This window comes from Pseudomonas sp. B1(2018) (assembly GCF_003097365.1).
In the GTDB taxonomy this organism is placed as follows: domain Bacteria; phylum Pseudomonadota; class Gammaproteobacteria; order Pseudomonadales; family Pseudomonadaceae; genus Aquipseudomonas; species Aquipseudomonas laurylsulfatiphila.
The window spans coordinates 244,604-267,314 of sequence record NZ_PYUK01000001.1; the positions used below are offsets into that span (position 1 = coordinate 244,604).

Annotated in this window: 17 protein-coding genes; 14 read left to right on the forward strand and 3 right to left on the reverse strand. The window is 63.0% G+C overall.

Translation table 11 applies throughout. The features are described 5' to 3' along the window. Positions 1-71 precede the first annotated feature (71 nt). The gene (locus C9422_RS01005) at positions 72-1,430 is read right to left on the reverse strand and encodes a glutamine synthetase family protein (protein ID WP_007974329.1); all 1,359 of its coding nucleotides are present in this window, start codon (positions 1,428-1,430) and stop codon (positions 72-74) included. A 161-nt stretch (positions 1,431-1,591) separates the two neighbouring features. Between C9422_RS01005 and C9422_RS01010 the strand changes: the two genes are divergently transcribed. Next, entirely contained in the window at positions 1,592-2,524 is a 933-nt protein-coding gene (locus C9422_RS01010; protein WP_116579350.1) for a helix-turn-helix domain-containing protein, read from the forward strand. On the opposite strand, the gene C9422_RS01015 is transcribed toward C9422_RS01010, so the two are convergent. Then, the gene (locus C9422_RS01015; RefSeq protein WP_116579351.1) at positions 2,521-3,117 is read right to left on the reverse strand and encodes a cupin domain-containing protein; all 597 of its coding nucleotides are present in this window, start codon (positions 3,115-3,117) and stop codon (positions 2,521-2,523) included. The genes C9422_RS01010 and C9422_RS01015 overlap by 4 nt on opposite strands. 162 nt (positions 3,118-3,279) lie before the next feature. Then, on the reverse strand, positions 3,280-5,241 hold the full coding sequence (locus C9422_RS01025; protein ID WP_116579352.1) for an FAD-dependent oxidoreductase: 1,962 nt from the start codon (positions 5,239-5,241) through the stop codon (positions 3,280-3,282). A gap of 316 nt (positions 5,242-5,557) precedes the next feature. Here C9422_RS01025 and C9422_RS01030 point away from each other — a divergent pair, with 316 nt between their 5' ends. The 13 genes from C9422_RS01030 (at position 5,558) to C9422_RS01095 (ending at position 22,619) form a co-directional block, all read left to right on the forward strand. After that, positions 5,558-6,607 (forward strand): ABC transporter substrate-binding protein, encoded by a 1,050-nt coding sequence (locus C9422_RS01030; protein ID WP_007974336.1) that lies wholly within the window; start codon positions 5,558-5,560, stop codon positions 6,605-6,607. Between the two features lie 74 nt (positions 6,608-6,681). Continuing rightward, a complete protein-coding gene (locus C9422_RS01035; protein ID WP_116579353.1) occupies positions 6,682-7,470 on the forward strand; it encodes a class II aldolase/adducin family protein in 789 nt (262 codons plus the stop codon). 245 nt (positions 7,471-7,715) lie between these two features. After that, the gene (locus C9422_RS01040; RefSeq protein ID WP_007974341.1) at positions 7,716-8,363 is read left to right on the forward strand and encodes a TetR family transcriptional regulator C-terminal domain-containing protein; all 648 of its coding nucleotides are present in this window, start codon (positions 7,716-7,718) and stop codon (positions 8,361-8,363) included. Positions 8,364-8,455: 92 nt separating this feature from the next. After that, positions 8,456-9,172 (forward strand): response regulator, encoded by a 717-nt coding sequence (locus C9422_RS01045; RefSeq protein ID WP_116579354.1) that lies wholly within the window; start codon positions 8,456-8,458, stop codon positions 9,170-9,172. A 5-nt stretch (positions 9,173-9,177) separates the two neighbouring features. Continuing rightward, complete coding sequence (locus C9422_RS01050) at positions 9,178-9,951, forward strand: ABC transporter substrate-binding protein (RefSeq protein ID WP_116579355.1); 774 nt, start codon at positions 9,178-9,180, stop codon at positions 9,949-9,951. Then, positions 9,948-12,203 carry an ATP-binding protein gene (locus C9422_RS01055; RefSeq protein WP_116579356.1) on the forward strand — a complete coding sequence of 752 codons (2,256 nt, stop codon included), beginning with the start codon at positions 9,948-9,950 and terminating at the stop codon, positions 12,201-12,203. Before C9422_RS01050 ends, C9422_RS01055 begins: the two co-directional genes overlap by 4 nt. A 208-nt stretch (positions 12,204-12,411) precedes the next feature. Next, positions 12,412-13,836: an amino acid permease gene (locus tag C9422_RS01060; RefSeq protein WP_116579357.1), complete on the forward strand. Its 1,425-nt coding sequence runs from the start codon at positions 12,412-12,414 to the stop codon at positions 13,834-13,836. Positions 13,837-14,267: 431 nt separating this feature from the next. Then, positions 14,268-15,059, forward strand: coding sequence for an enoyl-CoA hydratase/isomerase family protein (locus C9422_RS01070; protein ID WP_116579358.1), 792 nt, complete (start codon positions 14,268-14,270; stop codon positions 15,057-15,059). Between the two features lie 40 nt (positions 15,060-15,099). Continuing rightward, positions 15,100-16,260 carry an acyl-CoA dehydrogenase family protein gene (locus C9422_RS01075; protein ID WP_007981552.1) on the forward strand — a complete coding sequence of 387 codons (1,161 nt, stop codon included), beginning with the start codon at positions 15,100-15,102 and terminating at the stop codon, positions 16,258-16,260. An 18-nt stretch (positions 16,261-16,278) separates the two neighbouring features. Beyond that, complete coding sequence (locus C9422_RS01080) at positions 16,279-18,378, forward strand: acetate--CoA ligase family protein (protein ID WP_116579359.1); 2,100 nt, start codon at positions 16,279-16,281, stop codon at positions 18,376-18,378. 10 nt (positions 18,379-18,388) lie between these two features. Next, a complete protein-coding gene (locus C9422_RS01085; protein WP_116579575.1) occupies positions 18,389-19,996 on the forward strand; it encodes a 5-guanidino-2-oxopentanoate decarboxylase in 1,608 nt (535 codons plus the stop codon). A 24-nt stretch (positions 19,997-20,020) separates the two neighbouring features. Next, positions 20,021-21,211, forward strand: coding sequence for a pyridoxal phosphate-dependent aminotransferase (locus C9422_RS01090; protein WP_116579360.1), 1,191 nt, complete (start codon positions 20,021-20,023; stop codon positions 21,209-21,211). Then, on the forward strand, positions 21,204-22,619 hold the full coding sequence (locus tag C9422_RS01095) for an aldehyde dehydrogenase family protein (RefSeq protein ID WP_116579361.1): 1,416 nt from the start codon (positions 21,204-21,206) through the stop codon (positions 22,617-22,619). Before C9422_RS01090 ends, C9422_RS01095 begins: the two co-directional genes overlap by 8 nt. Positions 22,620-22,711: the final 92 nt, after the last annotated feature.

A 22,711-nucleotide genomic window follows, 5' to 3' on the forward strand; every position in this document is an offset into this window, starting at 1 on the left:
CCACAGGGGAACGCATTTCAAATGTGGGAGCGAGCTTGCTCGCGATGGGGTCATTACGGACGGTGAAGATCTCAGACGCTAAGCATCAGGAACTCACGCTCCCACGAGCTGATCACGCGCTTGAAGTTCTCGTGCTCGGCGCGTTTGACCGCGACGTAGCCCCGTACGAACTTGCTGCCCAGGTAGCGGCTGATGGTGTCGCACTCTTCCATCTGGGTCAGGGCGTCTTCGATGGTGATCGGCAGGCGCAGGTTGCGACGCTCATAGGCGCGGCCCTGTACCGCGGCGCTTGGCTCGATGCGCTCGACCATGCCCAGGTAGCCGCACAGCAGGCTGGCGGCGATGGCCAGGTACGGGTTGGCGTCGGCGCCCGGCAGACGATTTTCCACGCGCATGGCGTCCGGGCTGGACGTCGGTACGCGCAGGCCGACGGTGCGGTTTTCTTCGCCCCATTCGACGTTCACCGGTGCCGAGGTGTCCGGCAGGAAACGGCGGAACGAGTTGACGTTCGGCGCGAACATCGGCAGCACTTTCGGGATGTACTTCTGCAAGCCACCGATGTGATGCAGGAACAGCTCGCTCATGTTGCCATCGGCATCGGCGAAGATCGGCTGGCCGGTGGCAATGTCCACCACGCTCTGGTGAATGTGCATGGCGCTGCCAGGCTCGTCGCCGACCGGCTTGGCCATGAAGGTTGCCGCCACGTTGTGCTTGAGCGCCGCTTCACGCATGGTGCGCTTGAACACGGTGATCTGGTCGGCCAGGTCCAGTGCGTTGCCATGACGGAAGTTGATTTCCATCTGCGCCGGGCCGTCTTCGTGGATCAGCGTGTCGAGGTCCAGGCCCTGCAGTTCGCACCAGTCGTAGACGTCTTCGAACAGTGGATCGAATTCGTTGGCCGCGTCGATGGAGAACGACTGGCGACCGCTTTCGGCGCGACCCGAACGGCCCATCGGCGCCTTGAGCGGCAAGTCCGGGTCTTCGCAACGCTGGGTCAGGTAGAACTCCATTTCCGGCGCGACAATCGGCCGCCAGCCTTTGTCGGTGTAAAGCTGCAGGACTTTCTTCAGCACGTTGCGCGGCGACAGTTCGATCGGGTTGCCGAACTTGTCGAAGGTGTCGTGGATCACGATGGCGGTCGGCTCGATGGCCCACGGCACCACGTAGACGGCGTCGGCGTCCGGCTTGCAGACCATGTCGATGTCGGCCGGGTCGAGCAGGTCGTAGTAGATGTCGTCGTCGACAAAGTCCCCGGTTACCGTTTGCAGAAGGACACTTTCCGGCAGGCGCATGCCTCGCTCATGCAGGAACTTGTTGGTCGGTGCAATTTTGCCGCGTGCAATGCCGGTCAGGTCGCTGACAACGCACTCGACTTCGGTAATCTTGTGATCTTTCAGCCAAGTGAACAGCTGATCGAAAGGGACATTCATAAAGACCTCGTTATTGGTTTTATTAACGCCAGGAGAGGCCGGTTTCATCCGCCGGACACTTCCCCTGTAGCGCGTTGAGGTCTATCTTGGGCGAGCCTTGCGGTTCCATCTATCCACTTTAAGCAGCACAAAGCGCACCAAAAGAGTGCGTAAGGTCACCCATGACAGGTTCCAATTCCCTCCAGGTCCAAGCCTTCAACACCGCCGATGTCGCCGAGCAAATCCGCGCCACACCGGGTTGGATTCAGCATTACCAGCAGATGTCGCCGGGGCATTTCGCGGGGTTGGTGCGCTATCTGGATCTGCAGGGCGTGGAGATTTACGAAGAGTCGATGAACACCCGGGTCGAGCAGAATTTCAGTGCGCCCCAAGGCTCGTTGTCGTTCTGTTTCGATCGTGGCGACAACGCGCTGTACGTATTGAATGGCGAAAGTCGCAACATCTGGATCACCCCGGAGAACTACCAGGAAATCGCCGTGGTGTTCGGGCCGGAGTTTGTAAAACGCCACAGCCTCGACATCGCCCGGCTCGAAGGGCTGTTCATGGCGCCGCTCAACTCGCAGCAGAACGCGCTGTTCTGCCGCTGGCTCAGCGGGACCCTGACGCGCCTGTCGCAGACCTTCGATCCACCGAGCCGCGAAGCGCTGACCCAGCAATTGCTGGACGACTGTCTGTTCATTCTCGACAACGCCTGTATCGGCCTCGACCAGGGCGCCTTGCAGCGCCGTGCCGGAGAGCGGGCGATCATGAAGCGGGTAGGGGAATGGGCGGCGGATACCCCGGAAGAACACCTCAACCTGCTGGAATTGTCCCAGGTGGCCGGGGTTTCACTGCGCCAGTTGCAGCATGCGTTCAAGACCTACACCGGCATGGCGCCGACCCAATGGCTGCGCCTGCGCCGCCTCAACAGCGCCCGCCGCGAACTGCTGAGCCGCACGCCGACGCAAACCACCGTGGCCGAAGTGGCGATGCACTGGTCGTTCTGGCACCTGGGGCGGTTTTCCAGCAGCTATCGCGCGCTGTTCAAGGAGCTGCCGAGCGACACCCTCAAGCGTGCGAGTGTCGCGCAGCCCATCGGGCGCGGCCGGCGTTAAAACGTCGGCGGTGTAATCACCCAGATCACTACCGCGTCCACATCGCCGGGGTTGCCGTAGCGGTGCGGTTCCTGGCTGGAAAAGCTGAAGCTGTCGCCTTCATTGAGCTGGAAATGGCGCTCGCCAACCCACAGCTCGAAGCTGCCGGACAGCAGAAAGCCGGCTTCTTCGCCGTCGTGGCTGTAGCTTTGCTGGCTGTAGGTGCCGGGCGGGAAGCGTGAGTGGAGCATTTCCAGTTGGCGGTTGGCTTGCGGGGTCAGCAACTGGTCGACGATGCCGTCTTCGTAATGCACGTTCAGGCGGCTGTTCTTGCGCACCACGACGCCATCGTCTTCGGGGGCGGTGACCGCTTCACTGGCGAAGAACCACTGGATGGTGACGCCGAGGCTGCGGGCAATGTTGAACAGCGCCGGAATCGACGGGTAGGCGAGGTTGCGCTCCAGCTGGCTGATGTAGCCGGCGGTGAGTTCGCTCTGTTGCGCCAGTTCCGCCAGGGTCATGCCCCGGCGTTTTCGCAGGCCGCGAATGCGCGTGCCGAGGAAGTGCGGTTCGGCGCTGCCGGTTTCGGACGGTTTCCTGCTGTTATTGCTCATGCTCAGTTCCAAACCCGGGTCTACGCTACGCCCCTGTAGGAGCTGCCGAAGGCTGCGATCTTTTGATTTTGCTTTTCAAAAACAAGATCAAAAGATCGCAGCCTGCGGCAGCTCCTACACAGAGCGATCATGTGTATGTAAAGCCCCGGAGTATAAACAGCCTTAAAGCTCCCACGCGACTTTCAGCCCTTCGTAAATCGCTTCTTCGGCGGTGCGCGGCGCCAGGCAGTCGCCGATGCGGCGAAACTCCACCAGCCCTTGCAGCTCGGCACCCAGGGTATCCACCGGTTGGTGACCCTGGCACAGCACCAGCGTATCGATGTTCTCCATCAGCATCGGCTCGCCGCTGGCGGTGTGCTGCAGGTAGACCGTGTTGTCATCGCAACCATACAGCCGCGCGTACGGCGTGATCGGCACGCCCAGTTTATGCAGCTCGCCGGCCAGTTGATCGCGCACGTACAGCGGCAGGTTCTCCCCGCAATGGGTGCCATTGACCGCCAGTTGCACCTGATGCCCGGCACGCACCAGGCGCTCGGCAATGCCGGGGCCGATCCAGTCGCAGCGCCAGTCGACCACCACCACCGAACGGCCGATCTGTACCTCGTCACGCAACACCTGCCAGGCATCCACCACCTGCAATTCACCGCCACGCTCGAAGGTTGGCCAGTAGGGCTCGGCACCGGTGGCGATGATCACCATGTCCGGTTTTTCCTGCTCCACCAGCGCCCGGTCGACCCGGGTATTGCGCACCACGCGCACCCCGGCCAGCTGCATTTCCCTCTGCAGGTTAGTGCTGGCGCCGCCAAACTCACTGCGCCGTGGCAGCAACTGCGCGAGCAACACCTGGCCGCCCAGTTGTGAACCGGCCTCGTACAGGGTCACGTCATGTCCGCGCTGGGCGGCGACAGCGGCGGCTTTCATCCCGGCCGGGCCGCCGCCGGCGATCATGATGCGTTTGCGATTTGTCGCCTGTCGGCGTTCAGCAAAAATCAGCTCGCGACCGGTTTCAGGATGCTGGATGCAGGAAATCGGCAAGCCCTTGTGGAAGTGCCCGATGCACGCCTGATTGCAGGCGATGCACGCGCGCACGTCTTCGACGCGGCCGGTGTCGGTCTTGTTCGGCATCTGTGGATCGCAGATCAGCGCCCGGGTCATGCCGCACACATCGGCCTGGCCGCGAGCCAGAATCAGCTCGGCTTCCTGGGGCTGGTTGATGCGCCCGGTGACGAACAGCGGAATGTTCAAGCCAGCCTTGAACGTCCCGGCTTCCTTGGCCAGGTATGCCGCTTCGATCGCCATGGGCGGCACGATATGCACTGCGCCGCCAAGGGACGCCGAAGTCCCGGCGACGATGTGCACGTAATCGAGCTGCGCTTGCAGTGACTGTACGGCAGCCAGGGATTCGTCTTCGGTCAGGCCTTCGGGGTCGCGCTCGTCGGCGGAAATGCGCAGGCCGATGATGAACTGCTCGTCGGTCGCCGCCCGCACGGCTTGGATGACTTCGCGCAGGAAGCGCAAGCGCTGTTCCAAATCTCCGTTGTAACCATCGGTGCGCCGGTTGACCCGCGGATTGATGAATTGCGCCGGCAGGTAACCATGGCTGGCAACCACTTCGACGCCATCGATCCCGGCCTGATGCAGGCGGCGGGCGGCAGCGGCATAACCGGCGACGATCTCGTCGATCATGGCCTGATCGAGGGCGCGGGGCATCACCCGGAAACGTTCGTTGGGCACTGACGAGGCCGAATAGGCCACCGCCAGCAGGCCGTCGCTGGACTCCATGATCTCCCGACCTGGATGGAACACCTGGGACAACACCACGGTGCCGTGGGCATGGCAGGTTTGCGCCAGTTTGCGATAGCCCTCGATGCACGCATCGTCGGTGGCCATCAGCACATGGGAGGTGTAGCGCGCACTGTCGTGCACACCGGCCACTTGCAGCACGATGAGCCCGGCGCCGCCTTCGGCTCGTGCCCGGTGGTAGGCGATCAATGGCTCATTGACCAGATTGTCGGTGGGCATCGAGGTGTCGTGACCGCTGGACATGATGCGGTTTTTCAGGCGCTTGCCACGGATTTCCAGGGGTTCGAACAGGTGCGCGAAGGCAGGTGTCGAGGTCGGCATGGTGCGGGTACTCCAGGCAGGCTGACCTTTGTAGGAGCGAGCCTGCTCGCGATGGACGTCAACGATAACGCTGGGTACCTGACACCCCGCGGCGTTCTCAGGTCCATCGCGAGCAGGCTCGCTCCTACAGAGGTAACAGGTTTTGAGTGTTGTTATTATTGGTCTATAGAAATTTACCTTCAGTAAAAAATCAACTTGTTTTTTTACTGTGGCGTGGAGTAATTTCATTTCGAGCCCGCTCCCGGGCCGTACCTCACAACAATAAAAAGGGCTGCGCCGGCCTCTGTCCGGGCGGCACCTGCAAGAGGAACCCTCGATGAAATCGCACACGCTCAAGCACGGTTTTTATCCCTTGGTGTTGTCCGTGGCCATGGGCCTGGGCAGCGCACAGGCAGCATCGGACATGGTGGTGGTCGGATACGGCGGAGCCGGACAAAAAGCCCAGGACGTGGCGTTCTTTCAACCCTTCGCCGCCGTGGATCAAAGCAAGGTGATCCAGAGCGAATACAACGGCGAGATGGCCAAGATCAAAGTGATGGTCGACACCGGCAACGTCGACTGGGACGTGGTGCAGATCGAAGGCCCGGACCTGATGCGCGGCTGCGAGGAGGGCATGTACGAGCGCCTGGACTGGACCCGCCTGGGCCACGCCGACCAGTTGATCCCCGAAGCGGCACAGGAATGCGGTTCCGCCGCACTGGTGTGGAGCGTGGCGATTGCCTACGACACCGACAAACTGGCCCAGGCCCCGACCTCCTGGGCAGACTTCTGGGACGTGAAGAAAACCCCCGGCAAGCGCGGACTGCGCAAACGTGCGGTGTACAACCTGGAATTCGCCTTGCTGGCGGACGGGGTCAAGACCGAAGACGTCTACACAGTACTCGGCACTCCGCAAGGCGTGGACCGGGCATTCGCCAAGCTCACTGAACTCAAGCCGTACATCCAGTGGTGGGAGGCGGGCGCGCAGCCGCCGCAGTGGCTGACCGCCGGCGACGTGGTGATGACCTCGACCTACAGCGGACGCATCGCCGACGCCGCGCAGAAAGGCAGTCACCTCGGCCTGGTCTGGCCCGGCAGCCTGTACGGCATGGACTACTGGGCGATCATCAAAGGCTCCAGGCACGTGGACCAGGCCAAGCGCTTCATCGCCTTCGCCAATCAGCCGGACGCCCAGGTCAACTACGTGCAGCAGATCCCCTACGGCCCGACCAACATCCAGGCCGCCGCACGGCTGGACGACAAGCTGGCGCAATGGGTGCCCACCGCGCCGCAGAACCTCAAGGGCGCGCTGTCGATGAACGTCGGCTTCTGGGTCGATCATGGCGAAGAGCTGGAAGAGCGCTTCAACGCCTGGGCCAGCAAATAAACGCGGATGGCTGGACGTGTCCAAGCGTCCAGCCTTACTGTCTGCCCAGCCGATCACCCTGGAGAACCCCGACCATGAACAAAATCGCCAGCCACCTGGCCCCTGAGCGCAGCGCCACCGAGCAGCGCCTGCGTGAGGAACTGGCGGCCTGCTACCGCCTGATTGCGCACTTTCGCATGACCGACCTGATCTTCACCCACATCTCGGTGCGCATTCCGGGGCCGGAGCATCACTTTCTGATCAACCCGTATGGGCTGATGTTCGACGAAATCACCGCGTCCAACCTGGTGAAAATCGACCTCAACGGCCGTGCCGTAGAGACCTCGCCGTACCCGGTCAACCCGGCCGGTTTCGTGATTCACAGCGCCATCCACGGTGCTCGTGAGGATGCGCAGTGCGTGCTGCACACCCACACCAAATCCGGGTGCGCGGTGGCGGCGTTGAAGTGCGGGTTGTTGCCGGTCAATCAGATTTCCATGGAGTTCTATGGCCGCGTCGCTTATCACGATTACGAAGGCGTGGCGCTGGACCTGAGTGAGCAGCAACGGCTGGTGGCGGACCTGGGCGACAAGTCGGTCCTGATGCTGCGCAACCATGGTTTGCTGACCGTGGGCGAGACGGTGAGCCAGGCGTTCCTGCGCATGTACTACCTGGAAAAAGCCTGCGAAATCCAGTTGGCCGCGCAAGCGGCCGGTGAAATTGTTCTGCCGTCGCACGAGGTCTGCGCGCACACCGAGCGGCAGTTCAATGATCCGGGGCGGCCGTTGGAAGAGGGCGAGTTGAACGATCCGGATGCGATGCAACTGGCCTGGGCGGCGTTGTTGCGGATGCTGGATCGGGTGGCGCCGGGGTATCGCGACTAGCACTGCCCTTGTGTTGAACGGGCCGGCCTCATCGCTGGCAAGCCAGCTCCCACAGGGTTAGTGGGTGTACACAAAATCTGTGAGCACCCGAAAACATTGTGGGAGCTGGCTTGCCAGCGATGGCGGCACCGCGGTCTATCTTGCTTGCTCTTGACTGGAGACATGGCCCACTCTTGCTGTACAGTCGTTCAGCCCGCCGCCAACCCGCGCAGGCCCAAACGATTGAACCAAGGAGCGTGTTGCCCATGAACCAGGAAGCCCGTTTTTCCCGCATGGAACCGGAGCTGCGCAAAGCCAACCTGATCGAGGCAACGCTGGTGTGCCTCAAGCGTCACGGCTTCCAGGGCGCGTCGATCCGCAAGATTTCCGCCGAGGCCGGGGTCTCGGTGGGGCTGATCAGCCATCACTATTCCGGCAAGGATGAACTGGTGGCCGAAGCCTACATGGCGATCACCGGGCGGGTCATGACCTTGTTGCGCGACGCCATGGAGCAAGCCGCACCGAATGCCCGGGAGCGGTTGTCGGCATTTTTTCGCGGTTCGTTTTCCGCCGAACTGCTCGATCCGCAACTGATCGATGCCTGGCTGGCGTTCTGGGGCGCGGTGAAAACCGCCGAGGCCATCAACAAGGCTCACGATCATTCCTATGGCGAGTATCGCGCCATCCTGCGCAAGGTGCTGGCGGAACTGGCCCAGGAAGAGGGCTGGGAAAATTTCGACGCCGACCTCGCCGCCATCAGCCTCAGCGCCTTGCTCGACGGCCTGTGGCTGGAGTCCGGGCTGAACCCCGGCACCTTTACCCCGGAACAGGGCATCCAGATTTGCGAGGCCTGGGTCGATGGTTTGCAGGCCGGGGGACGCCAGCGCTTTTGCGTGCAGACGAGCGACTGTTGATCAGTTGTTCAACACTGGATACTCTCTGGCGCCGATGCGGGAAAACACTCTAATAAGAAACTGGCCTTCGGGCCTGAGCCGGACACCAAGCGATGACTCCTCGGGTACTGATCGTCGATGACGATCCGCTGATTCGCGATCTGCTGCACGCCTACCTGTCCCAGGAAGGCTACGACGTCCATTGCGCCGCCACGGCGGAACTGGCGGAAACTTTCCTGGCCAGCCAGACCGTCGACCTGGTGATGCTCGACATCCGCCTGCCGGGCAAGGACGGCCTGACCCTGACCCGCGAGCTGCGGGTGCGTTCGGAGGTCGGGATCATCCTGATCACCGGGCGCAACGACGAAATCGACCGCATTGTCGGCCTCGAATGCGGCGCCGATGACTATGTGATCAAACCCCTCAACCCAAGGGAACTGGTGTCCCGGGCGAAAAACCTGATTCGCCGGGTACGTCATGCGCAAACGCCACAGCCAGCCGTTGCGCTGGCCAAACCGGTCAAGCAGTTCGCCGATTGGGCGCTGGACACCGACCGCCGTCGCCTGATCGATCCATCGGGCAACGAAACCCTGCTGACCCACGGCGAATACCAGTTGCTCAGCGTGTTCCTGCGCAACAGCGGCCACACCCTCAGCCGCGATCAATTGATGGACCAGATCCGCAACCGCGAATGGGTGCCCAACGACCGCTCCATCGACGTGCTGGTCGGGCGTCTGCGTCGCAAGTTGCACGACGATCCGGCCGAACCGCAGTTGATCATCACCATTCACGGCGCCGGTTACCTGTTCACCGCCGGCGTAGCGGCCTGAACCGGATGGCGCGATGGCTTTGCCTGCTGGCGCTGCTGGTGGCCGGCCATGTCGTCGCGGCGGACAAGGTTCGCTATTGCGATTACCCGGTGTACCCGCCGATTTCCTGGAGCGATGGCAAGCAGGTGCGCGGCCTGGCGCCGAGCGTGGTGAAAAACCTGTTCGGCCGGTTGGGGTACGAAGTCGAGATGGTCGTGCTGGGCAACTGGAAACGCTGCCTGCTGGACGCCGCCGAAGGTCGGGTCGATGTGGTGCTGGCCTACAGTACCGCGCAACGGGAGCAGAGCATGCTGTTCTCGACGGTGCCGGTACTGCGTGAAGAAGTGGCGCTGTTCATCAACCGTCAACACCCGGTGAAATTCGAACAGCTGGACGACCTGGCCCATTACCGTGGCGGCCTGTTGTTCGGTGAGAGCTATGGGGTGGAGTTCGATCGCATGGTCGCGCGCAACAACAACATCGAATGGGTGTCCGACAGCCACCAGAACTTCGGCAAGCTGATTCGCGGGCGCATCGACTTCATCACCCAGGAGCGGCGCACCGGCCAGTTGTACGTGGAAAACCTGCCCGGCGGCCAGGACATCGTCGCCTTGCCCAAGGCCTTGAGCGTGGACTATCTGCGGGTCGCCGTGTCGCGGCGCTCGCCCCTGGCCAATCGCATGCCCGAGATCAATGCGCAATTGCAGCGCATGGTCGACGCCGGTGACATCGAGCGCTGGCTCAACGAAAGCGAAGTGACCTATCGCGACATGATCAATCTGCCGGCGGATGCGCAATGATTCGTGCCCGTCCCGGTGGACTGTTGCGACGCCTGTTGCTGTTCATTCTGTTGTTCAGCCTGTGCTTCACCGTGCTGGCCAGCAGCGTGCAACTGTACATCGAGTATCGACGGGAAATGCGCGACATCGATTCGCGCATGGAACTGATCCGCGCCGGGTATCTGGCCAGCCTGGAACGCAGCCTCTGGGACTTGAACCAGGAGCAGTTGAACGTGCAGTTGCGCGGGCTGGTGGACTTCTCCGATGTCGCGCGGGTGCACTTGACCGGTGCCGATTTCGACCTGGTACAGGGCAATCCCGAGCCGGTCGGACCACTGCGTATCGAGCGCTTTGCCCTGGACTATCAGCCGCCGTCCGGCCCGTTGCGCCACCTGGGTGAACTGGAAGTCAGCACCGATCTGGGCGCGGTGTACCAACGTCTCTACGCCACCGGTTTGACCAGCCTGTTGTGGATGGCGGTGTTTCTCTGCGGTCTGGCCGTTGCCTTGTCGGGCTTGTTTTATCGACTGGTGACCCGACACCTGAAAGTCATGGCCGAGTTCGCCCGGCGCATCGCTGCCGGTGAATGGCAGGAACCCCTGCAACTGGACAAACGCCGCGGCAGCGACGAAATCGATACCGTGGCCCATGCCCTGGACGACATGCGCCGGGCGATCCTGCACGACATCGAGCGCCGGGAAAGCGATCGCCTGGCCTTGCAGGACAACCGTGACGAGCTGCTGAAAATGGTCGAGCGCCGCACCGCCAGCCTGATGCGCGCCAAGGATGAAGCGGAAGCGGCCAACCTTGCCAAATCGCGGTTCCTGGCGACCATGAGCCACGAACTGCGCACGCCCCTCAACGGCATCCTCGGCATGGCTGAATTGTTGCGCGGCGCGCGCCTGGATGCCCGGGACGGCAAGCGCCTGGATGCCTTGCACAAGGCCGGCGAAGGCTTGCTGACGATCCTCAACGAAGTGCTGTATTTCGCCAAGCTGGAGGAGGGCGTCAGCCATCCCGAGCCGGTGGATTTCTCGCTGCGCCAGTTGCTCGACGAAGTGCTGACGCTGCTGGAACCGCGAGCCTTGAACAACGATACCATCCTCAGTTGCCGGGTCGATCAACGGATTGCCGAGCATCACCACGGCGCCGAGCAGTTCCTGCGCCAGGTGCTGAGCAACCTGCTGGCCAACGCGATCAAGTTCACCGAGGGCGGCGAAGTCAGCGTCCAGGTGGTGCTTCTCAGCGAAACCGGCGAACAAGTGGGACAGCGGCTGCGGGTCAGTGTCACTGACGACGGCATCGGCATAGCCCCGGCGATGCAGGCGAAGATTTTCGAGCGCTTCACCCAGGCCAGCGAAGAAGTCGCGCAACGTTTTGGTGGTACCGGGTTGGGGCTGGCGATCTGCAAACACCTGGTGGAACAGATGGGCGGCTGCATCGGCGTGGACAGCGAGGAGGGGCGCGGCAGTTGTTTCTGGTTCGAGCTGTGCTTGCAGCCGGCCAGCGGCGTGGCTGAGACCCCGGCGGTTCGGGCGGCGGGGCCGGCACTGGATATCCTGGTGGTCGAAGACGTGGCGCTCAACCGGGAAGTGGCCAAGGGTTTGCTGCAGCGTGACGGCCATCGGGTGTGGCTCGCCGACGACGCGGAGCAGGCGCTGCAACACTGCACAACGCAGGCTTTCGATTTGCTGTTGCTGGACGTGCACCTGCCGGGCATCAGCGGTGTCGAGTTATGCCGGCAGATCCGCCACAGCGACGGGCCGAACCGTCATACGCGCATCTTCGCCCTGACCGCCAGCGTGCAACCGGCATTGGTGCGCGGTTATCTGGAGGCCGGCATGGACGGCGTCCTGGCCAAGCCCTTGAAGCTGGAAAACCTGCGCCAGGTGCTGGAAGGGCGTACTCACATCGCCGGGGCGCTGATGAGCGATGAAGCGATGGACTGGCCGCTGTTGCAGACCCATCGCACCTTGCTCGGTGAGCAAAAGGTCCAGGGCCTGCTGGCGGTGTTGCGCGACTCGATCCTGCAGCACCGCGATGCGCTGCATGAAGCCATGGCCGCCGCTGACTGCACAGAGGTCGCGCAACTGGCGCACCGTCTGGCCGGCAGCTGCGATTCCCTGGGTTTCAGGGCCTTGGCCAGCACCTTGAGGACGCTGGAAACCCTGGCGTTGGCCAACGATGAATCGGACATCCAGCGCATGAGCACCGCGCTGGATGAGCAATTGCAGCACTCGATCGATACCCTCAAAGGCCTGTTGCAGAGCTGACGTACAAATTTGTTACGACTTTCTACAACTTCGATCTTTACGGTCAACGCGAACTTACATGGCTTTCCAATAATCGACGCAACCGCCGCAGCGCGGTCTTCGAAGCTTATTGGAGATAATAATAATGAATTGCCGTAAAGCTGATCCCTCCCTGCGCAGTGACGTCCTGTCGCGCGCTGTTCACCTCAACGACTGCTGAGGTGCCGACATGAACGAAAACTCTGATCGCAGCACCCAGCAAAAAGGCATCCAGCTGACTCGCGCCCTCAAGAGCCGGCACATCTTCATGCTGTCCCTGGGCGGCGTCATCGGCACCGGGCTGTTCATGGGCTCCGGCGTGACCATCAACCAAGGCGGCCCGGTGGAGGCGATCCTGGCTTACCTGGTCGCGGGTTTCCTGATGTACCTGGTGATGGTCTGCCTGGGCGAACTGTCGGTGCAGATGCCGGTGTCCGGTTCGTTCCAGACTCACGCCACCAAATACATCGGCCCGGCCACCGGGTTCATGATCGGCTGGGTGTACTGGATGAGCTGGGCCACCACCGTCGGCCTGGAATTCACCGCCGCCGGCATGTTGATGACCCGCTGGTTCCCGGCGGTGCCGATCTGGTACTGGTCGGCGCTGTTCGTGGTGGTGCTGTTCGGCATCAACGCCATGGCCACCCGCGCTTTCGGTGAAGCCGAATACTGGTTCTCGGGGATCAAGGTCGCGGCCATTCTCGGTTTCATCGTGGTCGGCGTGCTGGTGATCTTCGGCGTGATGCCCCTGAGCAGCGGCGCACCGGCACCTATGGCGACCAACCTGATCGGCGATTCGCTGTTCCCCAACGGTCTGTCCGCCGTGTTCGCGGTGATGATGACCGTGGTCTACGCGTTCCAGGGTTGCGAGATCATGGGCGTGGCCGCCGGGGAAACCGACCAGCCGGAAAAGAGCATTCCCCGCGCCGTGCGCAACGTGGTGTTCCGCGTGCTGATTTTCTATGTGCTGGCGATTATCGTGCTGTCGGCCATCGTGCCGTGGCAGCAGGCGGGACTGATGGAAAGCCCGTTCGTGCAGGTGTTCGACATGGTTGGCATTCCCTACGCCGCCGACCTGATGAACTTCGTGATCCTCACCGCGATCCTGTCGGTGGGCAACTCCGGCCTCTATGCCTCGACACGCATCCTGTGGGCGATGTCGAAAACCGGCATGGCGCCGAAAAGCCTGTCGCCTTTGAGCAAGCGTGGCGTGCCGTTGCGGGCGCTGAGCATCACCTTGTGCTTCGCGCTGGTGTCGCTGATGACCAGCTTCGTCGCCGCCGACACCTTGTTCATGGTGCTGATGGCGGTGAGCGGCATGTCCGGCACCGTGACCTGGATCGTCATCGCCCTGGCGCAGTACAAGTTCCGCAAGGCGTACCTGCGCGACGGTGGCAAACTCAGCGACCTGAAATACCGCGCACCCTGGTTCCCGGTATTGCCGCTGATGTGCATCACGCTGTGCTGCTCGCTGTTCGTGTTCCTGGCCCTGGATGAAACCCAGCGTCCGTCGCTGTATTGGGGGTTTGGCTTCATTGCGCTGTGCTATGGCGCGTACTTCCTGATTCATCGCAAGCGTCAGACGGTGCTGGCACCGAGCTTGCCGACTGTTTAATTCCTTCAATCCAACACATTCCCTGTGGGAGCGAGCTTGCTCGCGATGGCGGCATCAGGTTCAACATCACTGTTGACTGATCCACCGCAATCGCGAGCAAGCTCGCTCCCACAGTGGTTTTGTGTTCCCGACAAAATCAAAAGATCGCAGCCTTCGGCAGCTCCTACATTGCTCGGGTACGCCTGTATCCCTGTAGGAGCTGCCGAAGGCTGCGATCCTTGCGTCATCGTGTCCACAGTTGTTCAAAGTTGTAACAAAGCAACCGCGCCATCCCCCAGCAAAAGAATTAAACCCAATAAAAACAATAGGTTGTCTCATTTCTAAAGCTGTTACAGCCCATTTCCCCACCGATTGCCGCCTTACTGAACACTCGTTTAGTATGGCCTCAAGTCGCATCACCTCAGACCAATCACAATAATTCGAGGATTCCCATGACCACTCAATCGTCGCTGCTCAGCCAGGTCGAAGCAGGCGTTGCCTGGATCACCCTCAATCGCACGGCCCAGCGCAATGCGCTGGACGTTCCGACGCTGAAAAACCTGCACGCCTTGCTCGACGGTTTCAACGCCGATCCAGCGGTGCGTGTGGTGGTGTTGACGGGCAGTGGCCGCAGCTTCTGTGCGGGTGCCGACCTCGATGAATGGGCGGATGCCGAAGCCCGGGGCGCACTGGAAACCTACGGCTGGACCGAGACTGCCCACGCCTTGATGACTCGCCTGCACAGCCTGGAAAAACCCACCATCGCCGCCATCAACGGTACCGCCGTCGGCGCCGGGATGGACCTGACCCTGTGTTGCGACCTTCGCATTGCCGGCCAGTCGGCACGCTTCAAGGCCGGCTACACCAGCATGGCGTACTCGCCGGATGCCGGCGCCAGTTGGCACCTGCCACGCCTGATCGGCAGCGAACAGGCCAAGCGCCTGCTGTTCCTCGATGAACTGTGGGGTGCTGACCGTGCCCTCGATGCCGGCTTGGTCGGCGATGTCTGTGCCGACGATCAGTTGTTGACGGTCACCAGCGAACTGGCCGCACGCCTGGCCGCCGGGCCGACGTTCGCCTTTGCCCAGACCAAAAAACTCATGCGCGAAGGCGCCGACCGCAGCCTGGCGGAACAACTGCAAGCCGAACTCGCCGCGGGCCTGTTGTGCGGGCGCAGTGAAGACGGCAACGAAGCCCTGCGTGCCGCCATGGAAAAACGCCCGGCACGTTTCGTCGGCCGTTGATTCCCACACTTCTTTCAGCACACGAACAACAGGTAGCACCATGAATTTCCAACTGACCCAAGAACAAGAAATGTTGGTGGACTCGGTACGCAGCTTCGTCGAGAAGGAACTGCTGCCCTATGAAGAGCAAGTCGACCGCGCCGACGAGGTGTCCCCGGAGCTGGCGGCGCAGATTCGCGGCAAGGCGATCGCCGCCGGGTTCTACGCCTTCAACATGCCCGAAGAAGTGGGCGGCGGTGGCCTGGACTACCTGTCCCAGGCGCTGATCGAACGTGAGCTGTCCAAAGTGTCCTGGGCGCTGCACGTGTTCGTCGCGCGGCCGTCGAAGATCCTCATGGCCTGCACCGGCGACCAGATCAACGACTACCTGTTGCCGTGCATCCAGGGCGAGAAAATCGACTGCTTCGCCCTGACCGAGCCGGGTGCCGGTTCCGATGCCAATGCGATCAAGACCCGTGCCGTGCGTGAGGGCGACGACTTCATTCTCAACGGCAGCAAGCATTTCATCAGCCACGCCGGGCATGCCGATTTCGCCATCGTCTTCGCCGTGACCGACACCTACGAACACAACGGCAAAAAGCGTAACGCCGTGACCTCGTTCCTGGTCGACCGCAACACCCCGGGCATGACCATTCGCCGTGGACCCAAGTGCGTGAGCAACCGGGGTTACCACACCTTCGAAATGTTCTTCGACGACTGCCGCGTACCGGCCAGCAAAGTGCTGGGCGAAGTCGGCAAGGGTTGGGATGTGGCCAACGCCTGGCTGACCGCCGGCCGCGTGATGGTCGCGGCCAACTGCGTCGGTCAGGCCCAGCGTGCACTGGATGTCTCGCTGCAATGGGCGGCGGACCGCAAGCAATTCGGCCAGCCGATCGGCACTTACCAAGGCGTGTCGTTCAAGTTGGCCGACATGGCCACGCAGATCCGCGCCGCCGAACTGCTGACCCTGCACACCGCGTGGAAAATGGACCAGGGCACCATGACCGATGGCGAGGCCGGCATGGCCAAGCTGTTCGCCAGTGAAGTGCTCGGCCGTACCGCCGACGAAGCGGTGCAGATTTTCGGCGGCATGGGCCTGATGGACGAAGGTCCGGTGGAGCGCATCTGGCGTAACGCACGGATCGAACGGATCTGGGAAGGCACCTCGGAAATCCAGCGCCACATCATTTCCCGCGAGCTGCTGCGGCCGCTGCTGCGCTGACCGGCCCGGAGAACTCCCATGTCCCAAACCATTCGTGACAACCTCAAACGCATGCTCGCGCCGCAACACCTGGCGTTCGTCGGCGGCCGCAGCATGGCGCGCGCCCTCAAGCGCTGTGCCGAAGGCGGCTACCCAGGGCAAATGTGGCTGGTTAATCCGCAGCACGACAGCCTCGAAGGCGTACCCTGCGTGCGCAGCGTCGCCGAGCTGCCTTGCGGCCCGGACGCGGTGTTCATCGCCACCAACCGCGAACTCACCCTGACCTGCGTGGCCGAGCTGGCCGCCATCGGCGCGGGCGGCGCGATCTGCTACGCCTCCGGCTTCGCTGAAACCGGTGCCGAAGGCCAGGCCCTGCAACAGCAATTGCTTAAGGCCGCTGGCGACATGGCCTTGCTCGGCCCTAACTGCTACGGCCTGCTCGACTACCTGCACAGCTCCGCGCTGTGGCCGGTGGCCCATGGCGGCAAAGCGGTGGAGAAGGGTGTGGCGGTGCTGACCCAGAGCGGCAACTTTGCCTACAACCTGTCCATGAGCGACCGCTCGTTGCCGGTGGCCTACATGGCGTCGGTGGGCAATCAGGCGCAACTGGGCGTGGCTGAATTGATGGACGTGTTGCTCGACGAACCGCGGGTCACCGCCATCGGCCTGCACCTCGAAGGCCTGAAAAACGTCCCGGGTTTTGCCCGCGCCGCGCACAAGGCGCTGGAGAAGGGCATCCCGATCATCGCCCTGAAAACCGGCGTGTCGCAGATCGGCGCCGAACTGGCCCTGAGTCACACCAGTTCGCTGTCCGGCTCCGATGCGCTGTACGACGCGCTGTTCGACCGTCTCGGGGTGATCCGTGTCAGCGGCCCGGTGAGTTTTGTCGAAACCCTCAAGGCCGCGGCCTGCGGCAACCTGCCAGCGGGTAACAGCCTGATCGCACTGGCCTGTTCCGGTGGTGACGCCGGCCTGATTGCCGACTACGCCGAACGCAACGAACTGGGCCTGCCGAAACTCGATCAAGGACAGGTCGGCGAACTCGCGCACGTGCTGCCGACCTACGCCAACCTGGTCAACCCGCTGGATTTCACCACGGCGATCTGGGGCGACGGCGAAGCCTTGAACCGCATGCTCGACAGCGCCCTGCGCACCGAAGCCGACGCGGCCATGCTGGTGCTCGACTACCCGTCGGAGTTCACCGGCGAGCGCAAGGAGTGCGACCTGCTGCTGGAGCTGTACTGCGCGGCACTGCAGCGCCACGGCAAGACCGGTTTCGTCACCTCGGCCTTTCCCGAATTGCTGCCGGCCCACGCCCGTGAGCGTCTGCACGCGCAAGGCGTCGCGGCCTTGCAGGGCGTCGAGGACGGGCTGGCCGCCTGGGGCCGCATCGCGGGTTATCAGCGCAATCGCCAGGTCTTGCTCGCTCTGGGTGAATCGGCACTGGTACCGCTGTGCCCGCACGCGCTGGAAGGCGAGGGGCGCTTGCTCAATGAATGGGATTCCAAGCAGGCGTTAAAAGCCTTCGGCCTGCCGACGCCAAACGGCGTATTGAGCACCCCGGAACAGGCCCTGAAGGATGCCGAGTCACTGGGCTATCCGCTGGTCTTGAAAGCCGTCAGCGCACAGCTGCCGCACAAGACCGAGGCCGGCGCCGTGGCGCTGAACCTCAAGGATGGCGCGGCGTTGAGTGCGGCGCTGGAGAAGATGCGCGCCAGCATCGCCGCCTACGCCCCGGGCGTAGCCTTCGATCAACTGTTGCTCGAGCCAATGGCCAAACCGCCACTGGCTGAGCTGATCGTCGGCATCAAGCGCGAAAACGATTTCGGCCTCGCGCTGGTAATCGGTGCCGGCGGCATTCTGGTGGAGTTGCTCAAGGACAGTCGCAGCCTGTTGCTGCCGACCACCGACGGTGCGATCCGCAATGCCTTGCTCAGCCTGCGCAGCGCCCCGTTGCTGCAAGGCTTCCGTGGCCGCGAGCCTGCTGACCTCGACGCCCTGGTGACGGCGATCCGCGCCGTGGCCGACTACGCCTGCGAAAACGCCGCGCAATTGCTGGAACTCGATGTGAACCCATTGTTGGTCGGTGCCCAGGGCACGACTGCGGTCGATGCGTTGATTCGCCTCGGCCACGAGTGAGGACATGAACATGCAAAGCAAAACCTTGACCGGCGGCCAGGCCCTGGTGCGCCTGTTGGCCAACTACGGCGTCGATACCGTGTTCGGCATCCCCGGCGTACACACCCTGGAGCTGTATCGCGGCTTGCCCGGCAGCGGCATTCGCCACGTGCTGACCCGTCATGAGCAGGGCGCCAGCTTCATGGCCGACGGTTATGCCCGGGTCAGCGGCAAACCCGGCGTGTGCTTCGTCATCACCGGTCCCGGCGTGACCAACGCCGCCACCGGCATCGGCCAGGCCTACGCCGACTCGATTCCGATGCTGGTGATTTCCAGCGTCAACCACAGCGCCAGCCTCGGCAAGGGCTGGGGCAGCCTGCACGAGTGTCAGGATCAGCGCGCGATGACGGCGCCGATTACCGCGTTCTCCGCAGTGGCACTGACCGCCGAAGACCTTCCCGAACTGATCGCCCGAGCCTATGCGGTGTTCGACAGCGAGCGCCCGCGCCCGGTGCACATCTCGGTGCCGCTGGACGTGCTGTCGGCGCCGATCGCTCGTGACTGGAGCAACGAGGTGGTGCGTCGTCCGAGTCGTGGTCCGGCATCCGCCACTGCGCTGGATCAAGCCGTGGCCAAACTCAAAGACGCGAAACGGCCGATGATCATCGCCGGTGGTGGTGCACTCAATGCCGCGCAGGAACTCAGTGAACTCAGCACGCGTCTCGCTGCGCCACTGTTCACCAGCGTCGCCGGCAAGGGCCTGCTGCCACCGGATGCACCGCTCAACGCCGGTTCCTCCCTGTGTGTGGAGCCGGGCTGGAACCTGATCGCGGAGGCCGACGTGGTGCTGGCGGTTGGCACCGAAATGGCCGACACCGACTTCTGGCGCGAACGCCTGCCGCTCAACGCTGAACTGCTGCGTGTCGATATCGACCCGCGCAAATTCAACGACTTCTACCCCTGCGCAGTGGCCTTGCAGGGCGATGCACAACAAACCCTCAGCGGTTTGCTTGAGCGCCTGCCATCCGACGTGCGGGATGCCGCCACGGCGATCGCCTCGGTTGCCGCGTTGCGCGAAGCGGTCAAGGCCAGCCATGGCCCGTTGCAGTCGATCCATCAGGCGATTCTCGACCGCATTGCTGTAGAGCTGCCGGAAAACGCTTTCATCAGCACCGACATGACCCAGCTTGCGTATACGGGGAACTACGCCTTTGACAGCCTGGCCATCCGCAGCTGGCTGCACCCGACAGGCTACGGCACCTTGGGTTATGGCCTGCCGGCGGGGATCGGCGCCAAGTTCGGCGCGCCGCAACGGCCCGGTCTGGTGCTGGTCGGCGACGGTGGTTTCCTCTACACCGCGCAGGAACTGGCGACGGCAGTCGAAGAACTGGACAGCCCGCTGGTGGTGCTGCTGTGGAACAACGACGCCCTGGGGCAGATCCGCGACGACATGCTTGGGCTGGACATCGAACCCATCGGCGTACTGCCGCGCAATCCGGATTTCGCTGCCCTCGCGCGTGCGTTCGGTTGCACGGTGAACCAGCCGCAAAGCCTGGTCGAGTTGCAGACCGACTTGCGCCACGGCTTCAAGCGTAACGGCGTGACCTTGATCGAACTCAAGCATGCCTGCGCGCACTGATCTGTATTTGAAGGGGACGAAGCCATGCGCTTTTCCGATCTGACTCAACGCATCGCCGGTGATGGCGCTGCCGCGTGGGATATTCACTACCGCGCCCTGGCGCTGCGCGAGCAGGGCCAGGACATTTTGCTGCTGTCCGTGGGCGACCCGGATTTCGACACGCCACAGCCCATCGTGCAGGGTGCCATCGACAGCCTGCTGAGCGGCAACACCCATTACGCCGAGGTGCGCGGCAAGCGTGCCCTGCGTGAGGCCATTGCCAAGCGCCATCAACAACGCAGCGGTCAAAGCGTTTCGGCCGATCAGGTTACCGTGCTGGCCGGGGCACAATGTGCGCTGTTCAGCGTGGCCCAATGCGTGCTCAATCCGGGTGACGAAGTGATAGTCGCCGAGCCGATGTACGTCACCTACGAAGCCGTGTTCGGTGCCTGCGGCGCCGTGGTGGTGCCGGTGCCGGTGCGTTCGGAAAACGGCTTCCGCGTATTGCCTGAAGATGTCGCCGCACGCATCACACCGCGCACCCGGGCCCTGGCGCTGAACAGTCCTCACAACCCGTCCGGCGCCAGTCTGCCGCGCAGCACCTGGGCCGCTCTGGCCGAGTTGTGCATCGCCCACGACCTGTGGCTGATTTCCGACGAGGTCTACAGCGAACTGCTGTTCGAAGGCGAACACGTCAGCCCGGCGAGCCTGCCAGGCATGGCCGAGCGCACCGCGACCCTCAACAGCCTGTCGAAATCCCACGCCATGACTGGCTGGCGCGTTGGCTGGGTGGTGGCGCCACCGTCCCTCGCAGCGCACCTGGAAAACCTTGCGCTGTGCATGCTCTACGGCTCGCCGGATTTCATTCAGGACGCTGCCGTGGTGGCCCTGGAAAGCAATCTGCCCGAACTGGAGGCCATGCGCGAAGCCTATCGCCAGCGCCGCGACCTGGTGTGCGACAGCCTGGCCGATTGCCCCGGGGTGCGGGCGTTGAAACCTGACGGCGGCATGTTCGTGATGCTCGACATCCGCCAGACCGGGCTCAGTGCCCAGGCGTTTGCCGACCGTCTGCTCGATCGCCACGGTGTGTCGGTATTGGCCGGCGAGGCCTTTGGTCCGAGCGCGGCGGGGCACATTCGACTCGGTCTGGTGGTCGGCGCCGAACCCTTGCGCGATGCCTGCCAGCGCATTGCCCGTTGTGCCCAGGAATTGATGGAGGCCCAGGTTCATGCTTAATCACAACGCATTGTTCATTGATGGGCGCTGGCAAAAGCCGTCGGGGCAAGGGATCGCCGAGGTAATCAACCCGGCCACCGAGGAAGTGTGCGGCAGTGTTCCGCTGGGCGATGAACTCGATGTCGAAAACGCTGTGGCAGCTGCACGCCGGGCCTTCGACTCATGGTCACGCACACCCTCCAGCGTGCGCGCCGGTTACATTCGCGCCCTGGCCGGGCAATTGCGTGCCCGCGCTGACGAGATGGCCTCGGTCATCACCACTGAGTTGGGCATGCCGGTGCAATGGTGCCGCTCGGTGCAGGTCGACGGGCCGATCGCTGGCCTTGAGCAGTACGTCGAACTGGCTCATCTCATGGACGAGGTGCGCGAAGTCGGCAATTCGCTGGTGATCCGCGAGGCCGTGGGCGTCTGCGCGTTCATCAACCCGTGGAATTACCCGCTGCACCAGTTGATCGGCAAACTCGCCCCGGCCCTGGCCGCCGGTTGCACCGTAGTGATTAAGCCGAGCCAGGAAACCCCGCTGCATGCCTTCCTGCTGGCGCAGATGATCGAGGACATCGGCCTGCCGGCCGGGGTGTTCAACCTGGTCAGCGGGCCGGGCTCGAAAGTCGGCGAAGCGCTGGCCAAACACCCTGACGTGGACATGGTGTCGTTTACCGGCTCCACCGGCGCCGGAGTACGGGTCGCCCAAGCGGCGGCGCCCTCGGTGAAACGGGTGTGCCTGGAGCTGGGCGGCAAGTCGCCGCTGCTGATCGCTGAGGATGCGGATCTGGACGCGGCCGTGCGCTACGGCGTGCAGGACGTGATGATCAACTCCGGCCAGACCTGCACCGCGCTGACCCGCATGCTGCTGCCGGCCAGCCGCTATGCCGAAGCCGTGGAAATCGCCCTGCAGGAGACCCTGAGCCTGCGCATGGGCGATCCCCTGGATCCGCAAAGCTTCCTCGGACCTATGTGTTCCGCGGGGCAAAAACGCACCGTGCTCGATTACATCAAGGTCGGCCAACAGGAGGGCGCACGGCTGCTGTGCGGCGGTGACGCGCCGTCGGCATTCGAACGCGGCTTCTATGTCAGCCCGACGCTGTTCGCCGATGTCGACAACCGCATGCGCATCGCCCAGGAAGAAATCTTCGGCCCGGTGCTGTGCCTGATTCCCTACACCGACGAGGCGCAAGCGGTGCAGATCGCCAACGACTCGCCGTTCGGCCTGTCCAGTGGCGTCTGGGCCGGCAGTGCCGAGCGTGCCTTGCACCTGGGCCGGCAGATGCGCGCCGGCCAGTGCTTCCTCAATGGCGCGGCGTTCAATTACCAGGCGCCGTTCGGTGGCTACAAACAATCGGGCAATGGCCGGGAGTGGGGTGAGGAGGGGCTCAACGAGTTCGTCGAAGTGAAGGCGATCCAGGTGTGACGGTTGGCGATTCGAACGTTGTATGCACCGGGCCCTGGCCCGGTGTCTTGCGTGGTTTTGAACCGGTAATTCATTAGCTTTTTGATCAGGGG

What these genes read in the sequence shown, in the direction of transcription:
- C9422_RS01050 (WP_116579355.1), top strand. Translation starts at nt 9,178, where the DNA reads ATGGCGCGATGGCTTTGCCTGCTGGCGCTGCTGGTGGCCGGCCATGTC.
- C9422_RS01005 (WP_007974329.1), bottom strand. Translation starts at nt 1,430, where the DNA reads ATGAATGTCCCTTTCGATCAGCTGTTCACTTGGCTGAAAGATCACAAG.
- C9422_RS01070 (WP_116579358.1), top strand. Translation starts at nt 14,268, where the DNA reads ATGACCACTCAATCGTCGCTGCTCAGCCAGGTCGAAGCAGGCGTTGCC.
- C9422_RS01015 (WP_116579351.1), bottom strand. Translation starts at nt 3,117, where the DNA reads ATGAGCAATAACAGCAGGAAACCGTCCGAAACCGGCAGCGCCGAACCG.
- C9422_RS01080 (WP_116579359.1), top strand. Translation starts at nt 16,279, where the DNA reads ATGTCCCAAACCATTCGTGACAACCTCAAACGCATGCTCGCGCCGCAA.
- C9422_RS01060 (WP_116579357.1), top strand. Translation starts at nt 12,412, where the DNA reads ATGAACGAAAACTCTGATCGCAGCACCCAGCAAAAAGGCATCCAGCTG.
- C9422_RS01030 (WP_007974336.1), top strand. Translation starts at nt 5,558, where the DNA reads ATGAAATCGCACACGCTCAAGCACGGTTTTTATCCCTTGGTGTTGTCC.
- C9422_RS01095 (WP_116579361.1), top strand. Translation starts at nt 21,204, where the DNA reads ATGCTTAATCACAACGCATTGTTCATTGATGGGCGCTGGCAAAAGCCG.
- C9422_RS01035 (WP_116579353.1), top strand. Translation starts at nt 6,682, where the DNA reads ATGAACAAAATCGCCAGCCACCTGGCCCCTGAGCGCAGCGCCACCGAG.
- C9422_RS01040 (WP_007974341.1), top strand. Translation starts at nt 7,716, where the DNA reads ATGAACCAGGAAGCCCGTTTTTCCCGCATGGAACCGGAGCTGCGCAAA.
- C9422_RS01085 (WP_116579575.1), top strand. Translation starts at nt 18,389, where the DNA reads ATGCAAAGCAAAACCTTGACCGGCGGCCAGGCCCTGGTGCGCCTGTTG.
- C9422_RS01090 (WP_116579360.1), top strand. Translation starts at nt 20,021, where the DNA reads ATGCGCTTTTCCGATCTGACTCAACGCATCGCCGGTGATGGCGCTGCC.
- C9422_RS01010 (WP_116579350.1), top strand. Translation starts at nt 1,592, where the DNA reads ATGACAGGTTCCAATTCCCTCCAGGTCCAAGCCTTCAACACCGCCGAT.
- C9422_RS01025 (WP_116579352.1), bottom strand. Translation starts at nt 5,241, where the DNA reads ATGCCGACCTCGACACCTGCCTTCGCGCACCTGTTCGAACCCCTGGAA.
- C9422_RS01045 (WP_116579354.1), top strand. Translation starts at nt 8,456, where the DNA reads ATGACTCCTCGGGTACTGATCGTCGATGACGATCCGCTGATTCGCGAT.
- C9422_RS01075 (WP_007981552.1), top strand. Translation starts at nt 15,100, where the DNA reads ATGAATTTCCAACTGACCCAAGAACAAGAAATGTTGGTGGACTCGGTA.
- C9422_RS01055 (WP_116579356.1), top strand. Translation starts at nt 9,948, where the DNA reads ATGATTCGTGCCCGTCCCGGTGGACTGTTGCGACGCCTGTTGCTGTTC.